The sequence below is a fragment of the Thalassobacillus cyri genome (genome assembly GCF_900107755.1).
Classification (GTDB): domain Bacteria; phylum Bacillota; class Bacilli; order Bacillales; family Halobacillaceae; genus Thalassobacillus; species Thalassobacillus cyri.
The window spans coordinates 76,647-92,110 of sequence record NZ_FNQR01000014.1 but is presented as its reverse complement, the minus strand read 5'-3'; the positions used below and the strand labels follow the sequence as shown (position 1 = coordinate 92,110).

General features: G+C 36.7%; 16 protein-coding genes, 1 pseudogene and 1 riboswitch. Of the genes and pseudogenes, 15 read left to right on the top strand and 2 right to left on the bottom strand.

Features of this window, described 5'->3' with window-relative positions:
- Positions 1 to 126: 126 nt before the first annotated feature.
- Both BLV00_RS15680 and BLV00_RS15675 read right to left on the bottom strand, forming a co-directional pair.
- The gene (locus tag BLV00_RS15680; protein WP_093045913.1) at positions 127 to 1,353 is read right to left on the bottom strand and encodes a tyrosine-type recombinase/integrase; all 1,227 of its coding nucleotides are present in this window, start codon (positions 1,351 to 1,353) and stop codon (positions 127 to 129) included.
- 23 nt (positions 1,354 to 1,376) lie between these two features.
- A complete protein-coding gene (locus BLV00_RS15675; protein WP_093045912.1) occupies positions 1,377 to 1,874 on the bottom strand; it encodes an ImmA/IrrE family metallo-endopeptidase in 498 nt (165 codons plus the stop codon).
- 380 nt (positions 1,875 to 2,254) lie between these two features.
- Here BLV00_RS15675 and BLV00_RS15670 point away from each other — a divergent pair, with 380 nt between their 5' ends.
- The 15 genes and pseudogenes from BLV00_RS15670 (at position 2,255) to BLV00_RS15605 (ending at position 15,278) form a co-directional block, all read left to right on the top strand.
- Positions 2,255 to 3,526, top strand: coding sequence for an AlbA family DNA-binding domain-containing protein (locus BLV00_RS15670; protein ID WP_093045911.1), 1,272 nt, complete (start codon positions 2,255 to 2,257; stop codon positions 3,524 to 3,526).
- Positions 3,527 to 3,703: 177 nt separating this feature from the next.
- The gene (locus tag BLV00_RS15665) at positions 3,704 to 3,925 is read left to right on the top strand and encodes a hypothetical protein (RefSeq protein WP_093045910.1); all 222 of its coding nucleotides are present in this window, start codon (positions 3,704 to 3,706) and stop codon (positions 3,923 to 3,925) included.
- A gap of 285 nt (positions 3,926 to 4,210) precedes the next feature.
- A complete protein-coding gene (locus tag BLV00_RS15660; protein WP_093045909.1) occupies positions 4,211 to 5,221 on the top strand; it encodes a DUF3231 family protein in 1,011 nt (336 codons plus the stop codon).
- A 112-nt stretch (positions 5,222 to 5,333) separates the two neighbouring features.
- Positions 5,334 to 5,794, top strand: a pseudogene (locus BLV00_RS22395) (hypothetical protein).
- Between the two features lie 627 nt (positions 5,795 to 6,421).
- Positions 6,422 to 7,096 carry a potassium channel family protein gene (locus BLV00_RS15650; RefSeq protein WP_093045908.1) on the top strand — a complete coding sequence of 225 codons (675 nt, stop codon included), beginning with the start codon at positions 6,422 to 6,424 and terminating at the stop codon, positions 7,094 to 7,096.
- A gap of 2 nt (positions 7,097 to 7,098) precedes the next feature.
- Positions 7,099 to 8,424 (top strand): TrkH family potassium uptake protein, encoded by a 1,326-nt coding sequence (locus tag BLV00_RS15645; protein WP_245728986.1) that lies wholly within the window; start codon positions 7,099 to 7,101, stop codon positions 8,422 to 8,424.
- Positions 8,425 to 8,471: 47 nt separating this feature from the next.
- Positions 8,472 to 8,927: an NAD-binding protein gene (locus BLV00_RS15640; RefSeq protein ID WP_176791622.1), complete on the top strand. Its 456-nt coding sequence runs from the start codon at positions 8,472 to 8,474 to the stop codon at positions 8,925 to 8,927.
- Between the two features lie 133 nt (positions 8,928 to 9,060).
- Positions 9,061 to 9,226, top strand: a riboswitch (cyclic di-AMP (ydaO/yuaA leader).
- Positions 9,227 to 9,320: 94 nt separating this feature from the next.
- Entirely contained in the window at positions 9,321 to 9,986 is a 666-nt protein-coding gene (locus BLV00_RS15635; RefSeq protein WP_093045906.1) for a potassium channel family protein, read from the top strand.
- A gap of 62 nt (positions 9,987 to 10,048) precedes the next feature.
- Positions 10,049 to 11,368, top strand: a complete 1,320-nt coding sequence (locus BLV00_RS15630; protein WP_093045905.1) for a TrkH family potassium uptake protein — start codon at positions 10,049 to 10,051, stop codon at positions 11,366 to 11,368.
- 422 nt (positions 11,369 to 11,790) lie between these two features.
- A complete protein-coding gene (locus BLV00_RS15625) occupies positions 11,791 to 12,264 on the top strand; it encodes a GNAT family N-acetyltransferase (protein ID WP_093045904.1) in 474 nt (157 codons plus the stop codon).
- A gap of 215 nt (positions 12,265 to 12,479) precedes the next feature.
- On the top strand, positions 12,480 to 13,004 hold the full coding sequence (locus tag BLV00_RS15620; RefSeq protein WP_093045903.1) for a hypothetical protein: 525 nt from the start codon (positions 12,480 to 12,482) through the stop codon (positions 13,002 to 13,004).
- Positions 13,005 to 13,147: 143 nt separating this feature from the next.
- Entirely contained in the window at positions 13,148 to 13,279 is a 132-nt protein-coding gene (locus BLV00_RS22575) for a hypothetical protein (RefSeq protein WP_281243055.1), read from the top strand.
- Positions 13,280 to 13,706: 427 nt separating this feature from the next.
- The gene (locus BLV00_RS15615; RefSeq protein ID WP_093045902.1) at positions 13,707 to 14,036 is read left to right on the top strand and encodes an ArsR/SmtB family transcription factor; all 330 of its coding nucleotides are present in this window, start codon (positions 13,707 to 13,709) and stop codon (positions 14,034 to 14,036) included.
- Positions 14,037 to 14,124: 88 nt separating this feature from the next.
- Positions 14,125 to 14,646 (top strand): SRPBCC domain-containing protein, encoded by a 522-nt coding sequence (locus BLV00_RS15610; RefSeq protein WP_093045901.1) that lies wholly within the window; start codon positions 14,125 to 14,127, stop codon positions 14,644 to 14,646.
- Between the two features lie 53 nt (positions 14,647 to 14,699).
- The gene (locus tag BLV00_RS15605) at positions 14,700 to 15,278 is read left to right on the top strand and encodes a dihydrofolate reductase family protein (protein WP_093045900.1); all 579 of its coding nucleotides are present in this window, start codon (positions 14,700 to 14,702) and stop codon (positions 15,276 to 15,278) included.
- Positions 15,279 to 15,464: the final 186 nt, after the last annotated feature.

Genomic DNA, 15,464 nt, shown 5'->3' with positions numbered 1-15,464 from the left:
TATAAAATGTAGGTATAATATCATAACGATTCCATCTTCGGGGCAGGGTGAGTGAAACACCATCTGTCTCGTTTTTTTATGCCCTGTAACCTTTGATATGAAGGCATTTTAAGAGGGAGCACCTTATTAGGTACTCCCACTTGTTGCCGAGTTGTTGCCGAAATGCTTCGGATTGAATTTTTCGAACCTGTCTGCAGTAGATCGGTGGCCTTTTTTGGTTACATGGCCATAAGTATCTGTAGTTATTCTTGAACTCGAATGTCCTGCTCGTTCTTGAACATTTTTTAGACTTTCTCCTTCTTGAAGGAGGTACGTGATCATAGTATGCCTTAAATCGTGTACTCTTACGTCCTTTAAATTATGGCGATGTTTAATGTTTCGCCACGTTTTATTGACCGAATTAGGCGTGTAAGGAATTCCTTCACCACCATGGAAGAGAAATGTATTATCATCACCTCTCCATTTTGTCCCAACCATCATTTTTTCCTTTAACCAGTAACGGTAAAAAACTTTCACTTCCTCCATATACCATTTAGGCATTGAAATTTTTCTTATATCTTCATCCGTTTTTGTACTCTTAATAATTGGGCGGCCATTATCGAAATCAGGAATGCTTTTTGTTAAAAGTATATCCTGATTCTCAAAATCAAAATCGCTCCATTCTAAAGCTAGTGTTTCGCCACGTCGCATTCCAGCAACAGCTGCAGTTAGAAAGTATATTCGCCAATTTATAGGTTCTTTGTACAGTGCTTTAATGAACTCGATAACATCATCTTCATCAAAATACTGCATTTTCTTCTTCTTTATTTTGGGCCTTTTAAGACCTTTAAGTGGACTCTGTTTCAGTACTTGCCATTCTACTGCTTTATTAAAGACCACGCGAAGGGTCTTATCGATTTCGTAAAGGGTTGCTTGCGACAAAGGTTTACCCTGCTTATTTCGTCCTGCACCGGGCTTAGAAATATCATCTAAGAAATTCACTATTTGCATCGGTTTGATTTGTTCAATTTTTTGGTGGCCAAATCGAGGGAGTATATAGTTGTTTAATTTCTCGTCGTATCCTTGAAGTGTTCGATAAGCATAATTCTTCTTTGCATGTTTTTCTCTCCAATCTTCTACAAACTCATTTAATTGGCGCTTCTCAGGTGCAATGTATTCACCAGCTTGGACTTCCATTTCAAACTTTACTAATTCTTGATTTAAGTAATTCTCTAATTTGCGCTTGGTTTTAAGCAATGAGGGATCTACCTTTATTGTTTTTGTTCTCCGGGTTCTCTTACCACGTTCATTGAAGCCGGCTTCAACTGTCAACAAAAATGTGTTTTTGTTACCTCGCCTTCGATAACTAGGCATGTTAGACACCTCCTGATTCAATATTAGTTGATGGAGTAAAAAAGTTTGGTACAATCCGAACGTCGTTTAATTTGTTCCAATCGTTCCTCACATAGTTCATAAGAGACCTCAAAGTCCTCAGCCCATTTTAATAAGAGCTCTTGATCATTGAGATTGTATATTTTGATCATGTGATAGGGCATTGTTGCATACAAAGTAAAGTATTTTGCATCGCGTTCCTGTAGTTCTCTAAATGCTTTAGGCATCATGGTTTGTTTTCCCACATGTCGAACAGCATGGCAAAGTTCATGAAAGAAATGTTCTCTTTGGGTCACCTTGTTTAAATTGGAGTTAAGTACAATTTCCTTGTACTTTCCAAATTTAGTGAAATGCGATTCGAAAGGCTTGTAGTTAATAAAGATGTTGTGTCTCTTAGCTATTACTCTTAAATTCAAGTCTCCAGGGTATTGAAAATTGCGATCGATGTACCAGCTTGATATCCAATCTTCAAGAGATGATGTAGTATACTGGGAAAAATTCACGCTAGTCACCTTCCTTATCGATATTATACGAACATCTGTTCTGATACGCAACCAAAAAAAGCATTATAATGTATAATGCGAATTAATTACTCTTTTAATATAAATGGATAGGTAACTACAGAACCGAGTTCTTTAATAAAAATTGTAGGAAATTATTAATTGGTATTAAGCAATGGGTTAGTTACTTTGAAACTGAGTCTTCCAGAAAAGGGCAGAATAATGGAAGACTCAGTTTCGAGATAAATTTATAAGTATTGTGACAAATTAATACAATACATGTAAAATTTATCTTATAACTACAAAAGGAAAACAACCAATATAACTCTATAAATTATCACGAGGTTCATATTTTGGGTTAGGTTAAGAAAGGGGGAAGTATTATGTATGACAAGATATTAGAACTATTAGATGCAGAGGGGGAGACTAGAAATATAGAATTTAAGAAGACATATGATTGGAATAACCCACAGCATAAGGTGAAGATTGTAAAGTGTATTTTGGCAATGAGTAATACTAAAGATGGTGGTTACTTATTATTAGGGATAGATGAAGAAAAATATGGTGAGGAAAAATTAACCGGTATGGAGCTAGAGCATTTTGGTATATTAAACTACGACCACATAATTGTCGAGGTAAATAAGTTTGCCGATCCACCAATTTCTTTCCACATGTACCCTGTACAAGAAGATGGGAAGTATTTTGTATTGTTACGCATTCCTGAATTTGACGAGCTACCTATTGTTTGTAAAAGAAGTGGAGAACAAGGGTTAAAGGAAGGGGCAGTATTCTCTAGATCGAAAATAAAACCTGAATCTGCTCAAATTAGAAGTCAGTCTGAGATGAGAGAGTTAATTGATATCGCAATAAATAAAGGGGTTAAAGAATTCTATAAACGTGTAAGAGACTCTGGTTTACAAGTAACGAATAGTGATTCTAGCGACGAAAAATATGCTAGAGAAATACAAATGATTAAAGATATAGATGTATTAACTACTATACGTGAAACAGGATACTGGAGAATTACTATTAGACCTAGTTATTATCTTGAAAACCGAATAGACTCTTTAACAAATTGCAGGAAAGTAATTATGGAAAACCAGCTTAGTCTTAGGGGATGGAATTTTCCTCATTTTAGAAGTATCGAAAATGGAAATAATTTTATCCAAGCATCAGAAAATTGGGGGGAGCACAAGGAACTACTGAGGCTATATAAAAGCGGTAACTTTGTTTACTTTAAGGCTATGAGAGAAGACTACATAGATAAACAACACTTAAGGAATGTAAAAGGTAGAGGGTTGGCCATTATAAATACCTTATTTCTTTTTACTGAGATTTTTGAATTTGCATCTAGGCTCTCACAAACGAATATACTTGGTGATGAAATAACAGTCAGCATAGAATGTTTTGGTATTAAGGATAGAGAACTTTTTTTCTTTGAACCAATGCGGACTCTATTCAGCGATTATGTTTCTACAATAGAAGATTCTGCAGAATGTATCGTAAGTGCAGGAATAGAGGAATTAATTGCAGATAGTGACAAAATAGCAATTGAAACTTTACTACAATTGTTTGAGAATTTTAATTGGGATGCATCTGGCTCTATTGGAATATTTAGAGAAGAACAACAAAAATTATTATCAGGAACTTACTAGCAAAATAAACATATAAATGAAGGTTCTTATCTCTGTTCTGAGGTTTCAACTCGGGGGGATAGCTGCACAGTAGCTATCGCTTATGGTGCTAACCGAGCAGTAGAGTTTAATACCAATTAATAGTATACTGTAACGCTCTCATTTATTTATCGTCTATATAGTAAGGAGGGTATTATGATGAATTTTAGATTTTTACTTTTTGCTTTAACTCTTATATGTTTTTTATCAATAATGGGTTGTTCTGACATAAATGATACGGATGAAAAAGTTGATAATGATAATGAAGTTAAGGAGGTTAGTAACAATGAAGAGTTGGACGGTTCTTCAGGGGATGCTATTCCTAAGCCGCCAAGTCTAACCGTCTATGTGGGAGTCCTAAGTTATAAGATACATACATAAAACTAACAACAGGATGTCCACGTGCAGCCTTATAATGCTGTTATACAGTCTCTTCGATTCTTTTCTATACGATAAATGCAATTTCATGCATCTTTTTGTTTTCTTCTGATGCATATATTACCTTGTTTACCCTTTTCTCTATTTATTAACTTTTTATTCACAGTTATTAAGAACTCAACCCCATGAAAGCCTAAAATAATGTTTTTAAAGTAATAAAAAATAAGGATTAAGAAAGACTAATGGCACGGTTATAAACTGAATAACAATTCACGGAGGGAACATAACATGCCTGAGAAACCTACCATAACGTCATCTGAACTTGGCGTTCTATGGCTAACATACCAAGAGAAAACAATGATTATGCGGATGCTGGAGTACTTTATTGAAAAAGCCGACGATGATAAAGCTGAAAAAATTATGACTGATTTATACGGTAAATTAGACAAATACGTTGAGAAGATAACAGAAGTTTTGAAAAGTGAAGGCGCTGCAATTCCAGTAGGATATACCTCTAAAGATGTCAATAAAGATGTTCCAAAACTGTATGACAATGGTTTTGATATCATGTTTGTCCGATTACTAAAAGAAATTAGTATGGGCTTACATACACTAAATATAAACATGGCGTACCGCGAAGATATTGTAGGGATCTTTAAGGATCTTACCGCGATTACTCAGGAAACCTACAATACTTGTACACAATATTTGATTGACAAAGGTATGATTGCTCGATCTCCTTATACTTCAATGCCTGATTCCATTGAGTTTGTTAAAGATAAAAGCTATCTGGGTGGACTTAATCCACTTACTAAAATTGGTAAGAAACGAACATTAAATACGGTGGAAGTTGCTTACGTTTATCATGGTATTGAAACAAATGTTGTCGGTTTACAAATGATTACTGGTTTTGCTCAATGTGCCAATGAACAAGAGGTGAAAAAATTTTTTTCAAAAGGCGCAGAGCTATCCAAAAGTATTATTAAAGAGATGAGTGAAACGTTTCTCGAAGATGGCATCCAAACCCCTACTGCTCCAGGCGGACATGCAACCCGTTCAACGGTTTCCCCGTTTTCGGATAAACTCATGATGTATTGTACCAGTCTTTTTTGTAGTTTTGCTATGGGGGGGAATTCATTAGGAACCGCCTTTAGTCAACGAAACGACCTAGCAGCAAAAATGACACTTTTCACGAAGGATACTTTCGAATATGCTCATGAAGGTGCAAAGATAATGATTAAAAACGGATGGATGGAAGAACCGCCACAGATGGCAGAACGCAGTAAACTAGAACAATAAAAATCTTTGGGACTTCCTTGTTTTGCCTAATCTTTTTACGGCATGAAAAAAAGAAATACTTAAGAACAATTGTGATAATATCTACGATTACTTGGGACGGGTAATATGTAATATGAATCAAAATCGCAAATATGAAAAACTTTTTTGGAGTATTGCTTTACCGGGCTTTGTTCAAATTTTAAACGGCAAGTTCCTTAAAGGCCTGCTTTTTATTGGTTTGGAATTTTTGATTAACGTTCAATCAATTTTAACGAAGTGATTATCTTAAGTTTTCACGGTCAGATCGAAGAAGCTATATACCAAACAAATTATGGATGGTTGATGTTTTATCCCTGCCTTTATTTCTTTGCAATGTGGGAGGCCTTTAAAGATGCAGGCGGAGGGAAATCATCATATGCCTTTTTACCATTTGTCTTTTCCGCCTATTTTGTAACAGTTGGTCTAATTTTTTCGACTAACTTTAAGGTGATGGGAATATTGTTCGGTCCTATATGGTTACCCATATTGTCCGTGGTGCCAGGGGGAGTAGACGGATTATTACTGAAAAGATTGATAAATAACTTCTCCCGTTAATCTAATACTTTAGAAACAAAAATATAAAAAAGAGGCTCGTGGAGGCTCTTTTTTGGTGTTATGATAAAAATTAGTTTGAATTATTATGAAAGCGATCTTCCATAAAATGGCCCGTTTGCAGAAGACTGTTCTTATTGAAAATCAGTAAAATTAGTATAACAACCATAACATTTTTGATTCCCAAAATTATGGTTTTTTAATCTTTTATCAACTGAAGGTTTGAAGTGGTAAACAGTCTGTTATTCATCGGTACACTTTTTGTCATTCAATGGTAAAAACTATGGCGAGGTTGGTACATTTCTGTGGCCGTAATCACTGGAATGCCGGATCCAATGTTGCTATCGGAATACTTCAGTCTCCAAACCCTCCTTCCCCCCCCCACTAGATGAATAGCTTATTCTGCGTTAGAGATGATAGAGCTATTTTGTACCTCCGGCTGATTACTATTATCTTGAAGTCGAGTCTTCCACAATTGGGGGCGTTTATCTAATAACGCCTCCTCTTTTTGTATTACTCCTTTTATAAATGACTATACTTTTTATCTCCCTTACTTAAGGACTTCACTTATAATAAGACAAAATTTTGTTAAAACTGATATCAGAACAGACCAAGGAAGGAAGTAACACATTGAAACAGAAACCAGGGCGTAAGCAGTTTGCCGTAATTGGGCTGGGACGATTCGGGGGAAACCTATGCAAAGAGTTGGTTAGGCTTGAAGTTGATGTACTTGCTTTAGATAAAGACTTGGAACGGGTACAGGAATATTCAAAGGTTGCCAGTCATGCAGCTGAATTAGATGCCATCGACGAAGACTCTCTAAAAGCAGTGGGAATAAAGAATTTCGATTATGTCATGATCAGTTTAGGGGAAGGGGTACAATCAAGTATTTTAGCAACCCTTATCCTGAAAGAATTGGGGATAAAGCAAGTATGGGTAAAAGCACACGACGAATACCATGAAAAGGTCCTGAAGAAAATCGGGGCAGATAAAATCATTCATCCGGAACGAGATATGGCATTTCGGATAGCGCATCACATTGTTTCGGAAAAGATCACTGATTATATCGAGCTATCTGATAAATACAGCATTGTTGAAATTAAAGCCAGTGATAAGATAGCAGGAAAAAGGTTATCAGAACTGGAGATTAGATATGAATATAACTGTAGCATTATTGCGATTAAGAAAAGTGAAGATAATATTTTAATTTCTCCTTCATTGGATACGCAAATTCAGAGTCGGGATATCCTGGTTATGGTTGGAAGCAATGTGGATCTTAGCCGTTTTGAGCAAGAAGGTGTGTAGCCTTGTTTCAAAAAATTATTACTAGTCAATTAAACCCTCCACGATTTTTGTTACTAATATTTCTCGTATTTATTACAGTGGGCACCATGCTGTTAAAACTGCCTTTTGCTACAACCGATGGTATTACTATTATTGATGCTTTTTTTACAGCTACATCTGCTTTGACGGTTACCGGACTGATCGTAGTAGATACTGGGACCGCATTTACTTTGTTTGGCCAGGTTGTGATTATCCTTCTGATTCAAATCGGCGGGCTTGGAATCATGACCTTCGCTGTTTTCATTTTCCTTATGTCCGGAAGAAAACTAGGGTTTAAAGAGCATGTCTTGATCACCCAATCGTTAAACCAGAACTCCGTTGGGGGGATCATCTTACTTGCAAGGAAAATATTGTTGTTTTCCTTAGCCGTGGAATTTATCACTTTTATTTTGCTTTGTGTTTTCTGGATACCTGTTTTTGGATGGAAGAATGGGGTATATGCCAGTTTTTTTCATGCTGTTTCTGCATTTAATAATGCGGGTTTCTCCATTTGGTCGGATAGTTTATCCAGCTTTATCGATCACTCTTTTATAATGGTGATCATTACTACATCTTTCATTGTGGGTGGTGTGGGATTTACCGTCATATTTGATATATGGAAGAAGAAAAGGTTTAAAGACTTCAGTTTACACACAAAGCTAATGCTTGTTGGAACCTTGCTTATTAACCTGATAGCTTTTTGTTTTGTCTTCCTTCTTGAGTATTATAATCTCGACACACTAGGAGGACTCTCTATCATTGATAAAATTAAGGCTGCATACTTTCAGGCAGTAACCCCAAGAACTGCGGGATTTAATACCGTTGATATCGGTGCTTTGAATCATTCGACTCTTTTTTTCATGATTATTTTAATGTTCATTGGGGCCGGAAGCGCCTCGACGGGAGGGGGGATAAAGCTGACCACTTTCTTTGCAATCATGTTTTCTGTGTTGTCTTTTGTAAAGAAAAAGGAAGATATAGAGGTTTTCAGGCGATCAATTAGTGACCGGACGGTGGTACGTTCATTAGCTATCACTGTAATAGGTTTTTCTTTTATATTGGTCGGTATCTTTATTTTAGATATTACAGAAGATGCTCCTTTTCTCAAGATTGTTTTCGAAGCAGTGTCGGCATTTGGAACAGTTGGTTTATCTATGGGACTAACTGGAGAACTGACCTGGGTTGGAAAACTGATTATCCCCATGATCATGATTATAGGGAAGGTAGGACCATTAACGCTTGCGTTTGCACTGGCAAACCAGCCCAAGGTTCGAGTTCGATATGCTAAGGAAGACATATTAACAGGATGAAAGCCACCATTATTTATTTACCCAAAACATGCAAGGGAGGGAAAGTGATGGAAAATCATCATATCATTATCGGATGGAATAAATGTTCTAAACAGCTTATTCAAAAAATTAGGGATAATGGAAAAAAGGAAGGAATCATTTTAATTGATGATTCATTAAAGTTCATTCCTGACGAGCTCCCGAAGGACGTATCATTTATTAAAGGGAATGCCTACAACCCGGATGTATTAGTAAAAGCAGATATAAAGCATGCCAAAATTGTAATGATCACATCGGACCCTGCTAAAAGAGAGGAAGAAGCGGATCACCAAAGTATTATGTTTACAGTGGCTGCCAAAGCCGCCAACCCTAATGTAAGAGTAATCACAGAAATTCTGACCAGAAAACAAGCTGAAAATGCCAAAAGGGTAGGAGCCTCTACCATTATACAATCATCGGAATTATTGGGCGGGCTGATGTACAACACCTTAAATTACCATAGCGCACAAAAGAATAAAATATAGGGAAAGTATAAGAATTGCTTAGAGCAGGAGTAACTCTTTTATTATTTATTTTAAATGGTAAGAGGTAATAGCTTGAATTATAAATTAGCTCTTTACTTCCGCCAATTCAAGGAGTAAAATTCACATATAAAAATTAATAACATCGCTTAACTTTCTATATAAGGAAGGTGGGGGACCCGTTTTTTGTAGCAATGACCAGCTACTAGGGGTGAATCTGACGAAATATTGTTTCGTTGGTAGGGTAACTCTTTATACCCGAATCCGACAGCTAACCTCATAAGCGTATAAAGGGAAGAATGAGATTGGATTCGTCTGTCTAGAAGAAGTCCATATGCCGCAAAAAGCCATTCTTTTGCGGTTTTTTTGATGAAAAAATTTAAAGGGGTAGCCATCATGAACAAAATATATGCGGTAATCGGACTTGGAAGATTCGGAGGCAGTATCTGCAAAACATTAAGTAAAGAAGGTTATGAAGTCTTAGCGATAGATCAGAGTGAAGATATCGTAAATGAGTACATGAATATCGCCAGCCATGCAGTCATAGCCGATGCCACAGATAAAAAAACCTTGATAGCATTAGGCTTTCGTAACGTCGACCATGCTATCGTGGCGATTGGCGATGATATTCAATCCAGTTTATTGGCGACAGTCATTCTAAAAGAAATTGGGGTCAAAAAAGTAACCACAAAAGCAATTTCCGATTATCACGAAGTTATATTAAATCGGATAGGTGCTGACATTGTTGTCCAACCGGAAAGAGATATGGGGAAACGTGTGGCTAATAAAATAATATCTTCCAGTGTACTGGATTATATCGAGTTATCTGACGAATATAGTGTAGTAGAAATTGTCATTGGCCGGGAAATGGTGGGTCAATCGTTAGACGATCTTGATGTACGTTCCAATTTTGGCATTAATATTTTAGCCATTAAGCGAGACAAAGAAATAAACATTTCCCCTGAACCCGACAAACTGTTAACTGAAGGGGATGTTATGGTTCTTGTCGGGGCGGATAAGGATATCAAACGATTCAGAAATCATATGTTAGATAACGATTAGCATTCTTCATTCTAGGTACCGCTTAATTAAATAAAATATCACGATTACTAAGGGGATCATTCATGAAGAAGAAATTAGCTGATTTAGAACCACCACAACTATTAATTGTTATATTTCTTTCATTAATTTTAATCGGCACCATCCTATTGATGCTTCCCTTTTCTAACAAAGATGGGATATCATTTGTCAATGCTCTGTTCACCGCAACATCTGCCATGACAGTCACCGGGCTAGTGGTGGTAGATACTGGTGGAGCCTATACGTTATTCGGAGAAATAATCATACTTCTTCTAATACAGCTTGGCGGGTTGGGAATCATGACATTTGCGGTTGTCATCTTTATGGCACTTGGCAAAAAGATAGGTTTTAAACAACGGTTATTAGTCAAACAGGCTTTAAATCAATCTTCTCTGGGAGGAGTCATTCTTCTAGCCAAAAAGCTGCTGCTTTTTTCTTTGATTGTGGAATCAATAGCAGTCGTTTTTCTTGCCGCAAGATGGGTTCCGGAAATGGGATGGTCCAAGGGGGTCTATGCCAGTGTTTTCCATGCCGTTTCTGCGTTCAATAATGCAGGTTTTTCGATATGGTCCAATAGTTTATCTGATTATGTCATGGATCCTGTGATTAATCTGGTTATAACATTGTTATTTATAATTGGAGGTATTGGTTTTACGGTTGTTTTTGATATGTGGAGACAGAAGGAATTTAAAGGTTATTCGTTACACACCAAAGTCATGGTGGTCGGGACCCTTAGTATCAATGTTTTCAGCATATTGATGCTTTTCATATTAGAATATAATAATCCAGGTACAATAGGCAGCTTGCCTTTCTACGGAAAGATCCAGGCAGCATACTTTCAAGCTGTCACACCACGGACAGCCGGGTTCAATACGATTGACACAGGCCAAATGGAAGATGCTTCCTTATTTTATACAATTGTGCTGATGTTTATTGGAGGGGGAAGTGCCTCTACAGCTGGAGGGATCAAGCTGACTACGGCTCTAATATTAATACTCGGGACAGTCGCGTTTTTTAAAGGGAAACAGCACGCTGTTATTTACCGCAGAAGTATCCGTGATTACGTCGTATACCGTTCTTTGGCACTTACCATGGGAAGCATCATAGTAGTGATGTCAGCTGTATTTATTTTAAATATTACTGAAAAAGCCCCTTTTCTGCCGTTGTTATTCGAAAGTGTATCTGCCTTTGGGACAGTCGGGTTATCCATGGGAGTAACAGCAGGTTTGTCAACACTGGGTAAAATAACGGTTATAATCACTATGCTCGTCGGGAAACTAGGACCATTAACTTTCGCTTTTGCATTTGCAAGGCAAACCCCAGATATTATTCAATATCCTGAAGAAGATATCATCACAGGTTAATTTTGAAGGCATACTCATATAAACATAGATTTTAAATACCATAAAGAGTAGGTCATGGATAAATATGTATACCTGTGTCAAGGATGCTTAATTTTATATAAAATCGTCGGGTTAAAATTAAACAAAGCTGCAGACTTACTCAGCAGCTTTGTTTATCATTTGAAAAGTTGGCCCATCAATTAACCCCCCCTGGAATGCCGGATCCAATGTTGCTATCGCAATACTTCCGTCTCCAAACCCTCCTTCCCCCCCCCACTGGATGAATAGCTTATTCGAAGTTAGAGATGATAGAGCTATTTTGTACCTCCGGCTGATTACTATTATCTTGAAGTCGAGTCTTCCACAATTGGGAGCTATTGTTTAATATGGACGATCGCTTTTTCACTAATGGAGCAGGTTAATTATATGAGGGGGAAATTATTATGATTTCTTTTGTTCCTAACACAATAGATAAGAAGCATATAGAATTGGATATTATGAACTCTAATCAAAGATACAATAGTATTTCTAAACAAAAAGAGATAGTAGAAGAGAGTGACATTTTAGAAGAATTTCAAGAAAGTGAAGAATTAAACGTAATTCGCTTATTTGTAAAGAATGATGAAAAATATATAGGTATAGTTGACTATTGTTTGAATAATTCTGCTGATGAAAGGACTTGGATTAGCCTTTTTGTAATCCATAAAAACTATCAAGGAAGTGGAATTGCTAAAAAAGTTTACCATGAATTTGAAAAGATGATTAGAGATAAAAAGAAAGATAGTATAAGGCTGGCTGTACATAAAATTAATAAGCAGGGCATTTACTTCTGGAATTCTGTAGGATTCGTAAAGTATAAAGAGGTAGATTACAATGGCAAACCACATTATTGTTTAGAAAAAGAAATAACAGATTAGATAAAATATGTGAACTAATGTACTTAAACTTAAGTGGGAGTTGGTTTAAGATTACTCAAGGAAACCTCGAAATCGAGTCTTCTGTTAAAGGGGGCGATAGCTGAATAGGGCCTATCCGTTATTGTGCTAACGGGGCAGTAGAGTTTATTACCAATTAATAGTATACTGTAACGCTCTCACTTATTTATCGTCTACATAGTAAGGAGGGTATTATGATGAATTTTAGATTTTTACTTTTTGCTTTAACACTTATATGTTTTTTATCAATAATGGGTTGTTCTGACATAAATGATACGGATGAAAAAGTTGATAATGATAATGAAGTTATGGAGGTTAGTAACAATGAAGAGTTGGACGGTTCTTCAGGGGATGCTATTCCTAAGCCGCCAAGTCTAACCGTCTATGTTGGAGAAGAGACTGTAAGACCATCGCTTGGTACTTATAGTTGGAGTGTAGATAATGGAGACGGAACAGCAAGTGGAATAGAGGCGGGTTCTTCTGCACCGCCAGAATTGGTTAAAGATAGTAATCCAATGCAGGTACCAGCCGATACCAATGTTGAATTGGACTTCGAAGAACAGCCAGAGAGCTATACCGTGAGGATATGGGATGAAGACAACAAGGTTGTGAACAGCTCCGATGAGGTTGTTCTGTCTGCCAAAGGAAAAGTTGTTTACGAGGTGTTAGCACATTGGGAACAAGGTACTGCAAGTTATGCCTTTTCTTTAGAGATTGAATAACTTCATTATTAAGCTAACGGGGGCGTTAGTTGAGGATCTGCTTCAATATCTCGAAATCAAGTCTTCCGTTATAGGGGGCAATAGCTGCATATTAGCTTGTCTCTAGTTGTGCTAACGGCAGATTAGTTGAAGAAGATGATGAAATGGGAAGCGAAGCTACGGTTAACGATAAATATGCGAAAGAAAAAGGTATTTTATCAAAAGATGATGGTGAAGTACTTGTTTATAACGAGCTCAGTGATGAAGAAAAAAAGAAATTACCGTTGACTATGTAAAAGAAGAAAGAACAAAATATTTCATTAGAGTTTACGAAACCGTAAATGGCGAAGTAAAAGTTAAAAAAAATTTACGGTCGACTATAATACAGAGGAAATTCAACAGATACAGTAATATAGTCAGTTGTAGTTAAGAGATGAAGATATGTTCGGGTATCTTGTTTAAGTAACGGGGGCTATTCTGCAAGAAGGGATAGCTCTTTTTTATTAAAGTAAAGGGCAGGTTAGTATAATTAGAACTATTGTATAATTGGTGAAATAAGTGAGAATGAGGAAGTGTACATGGTGATTTTTGAAGCGGTAAATAAGCAACTACATACAGGGTAATCTTAAAAGAAGTCAGATAGCAACCGTGTTGTCTGACTTTTGTTATAAGTGTTTTAAATATTCACTTGACGGAATATTCCTGTTTGGATATATTTGAAATATGGAAAAAATATTAAGTGCTCTAGCAGAACAAAATCGAATAAAAATAATCGAACTTTTAAAGACTAAACCGTTAACAGTAGGAGAGATAGCTGATAAACTCCAACTGCGTCAACCTCAAGCTTCTAAACATTTAAAAGTACTTCATGATGCAGGAATCGTTGAGGTACTACCAAGGGCGAACCGAAGAATTTACAAGCTACGACCAGAGCCATTCCAAGACTTAGATGCTTGGCTTGATTCCTTCAAATCGATTTGGGAGGATCGATTAGACCAGTTGGATGATTATCTAAATGAACTGCAGAAGAAAGAACGGAATAATGACGATTAAAAAGAACTTCACCTTTGTGTAACCAACTTGTCATTTGGAGTACTAATAATTTTTCACTTCAAAATATTTTTAAGTTGGAGGAATGTAGATGAATGAAAACAAAGTAAGTTCACAAATGAAGCATAGGGTGGAAGGTAAAGACCTGGTGGTTGAACGAATGTTTAATGCACCAAGGGATCTCGTGTTTAAGGCGTTCTCGGAACCTGATCATTTGGCAAGTTGGTGGGGGCCAAAAGGTTGGGATACAACAATTTATCGTTTTGAATTTGAACCGAATGGTGTATGGCATTATTGTATGCGTTGTATTGATAAGGACCAAGGTGATTTTTACGGGCAAGAATCTTGGGGAAGATCAGTATTTCATGAAATTATTTCTCCTGAGAAGATTGTTTATACCGACGTTTTTGCTGATGAGAAAGGCAATCCTGTACCGAATGCTCCAGAAATGTTTATCACATTAAAATTGGAAGAACATCAGTGTAAGACAAAACTTATATTACGTACACAGTTTAAATCAGAAGAAGAACTTCCAAAAGTTATGGATATGGGTATGGTTAAAGGCTTAGCATCACATTATGAAGAACTAGACGAATATTTAAAACAACTATAAATAAATGAAAAAGTCAGACACCCTAAAATATTAAATGGAAAGAGGATAAATAGATGGGAAAAATTATAGTGTCAGTTCACAGTACTTTGGATGGTTTTTTCACAGGACCGCATGGAGACGAAAATAATATGATGAGCTGGGCTATGCCTGGTATTACGGATTCAATGAATGACCTCCTGGCTATGGCCCAACAGGCCGAAGCCATCTTGATGGGCCGGGTTACCTACGAAGGCTTATCACAAGTTTGGCCGTTTCAAGAAGGAGATTTTGCTGATGTCATGAACAATACTCCCAAATATGTAGCTACTCGTAATATGAATATGAGGGAGGTGCACTGGGGAAATTATAGCAGCACCATTTCCCTCCTAGCCGGTGATTTAAGTCAAAATATTGCTAAGCTCAAAGATCAAATCCAAGGCGACATCATGGTTACGTCGAGTGCAGGACTTGTGCAGAGTCTAATGAATGAGGGTTGGGCGGATGAGATAAGCATAGTCATCCATCCTGTTATCCTTGGCAGCGGACAGCGCTACCTTGATAACATTACAGCCAAAAACGATTTAAAACTCTTAAATACTCAACTTTATGAAAATAGTGGTGCAATGAGGATGGACTACGAGGTTATGAAATAAAATTTACAGTACACCTGTATAGGCATACCTATACAGGTGTACTACCCTCGTCTAAGTTAATATCAGTTATAATATCATCTAATTCACGAATAACTGTTATTATCCTTAAATCCTTACCTGGAGGACCTAACAATAGCGCTTTTGATTGAAAGGTAATAATTCCACATGTAAATACTTTTGTTTTTT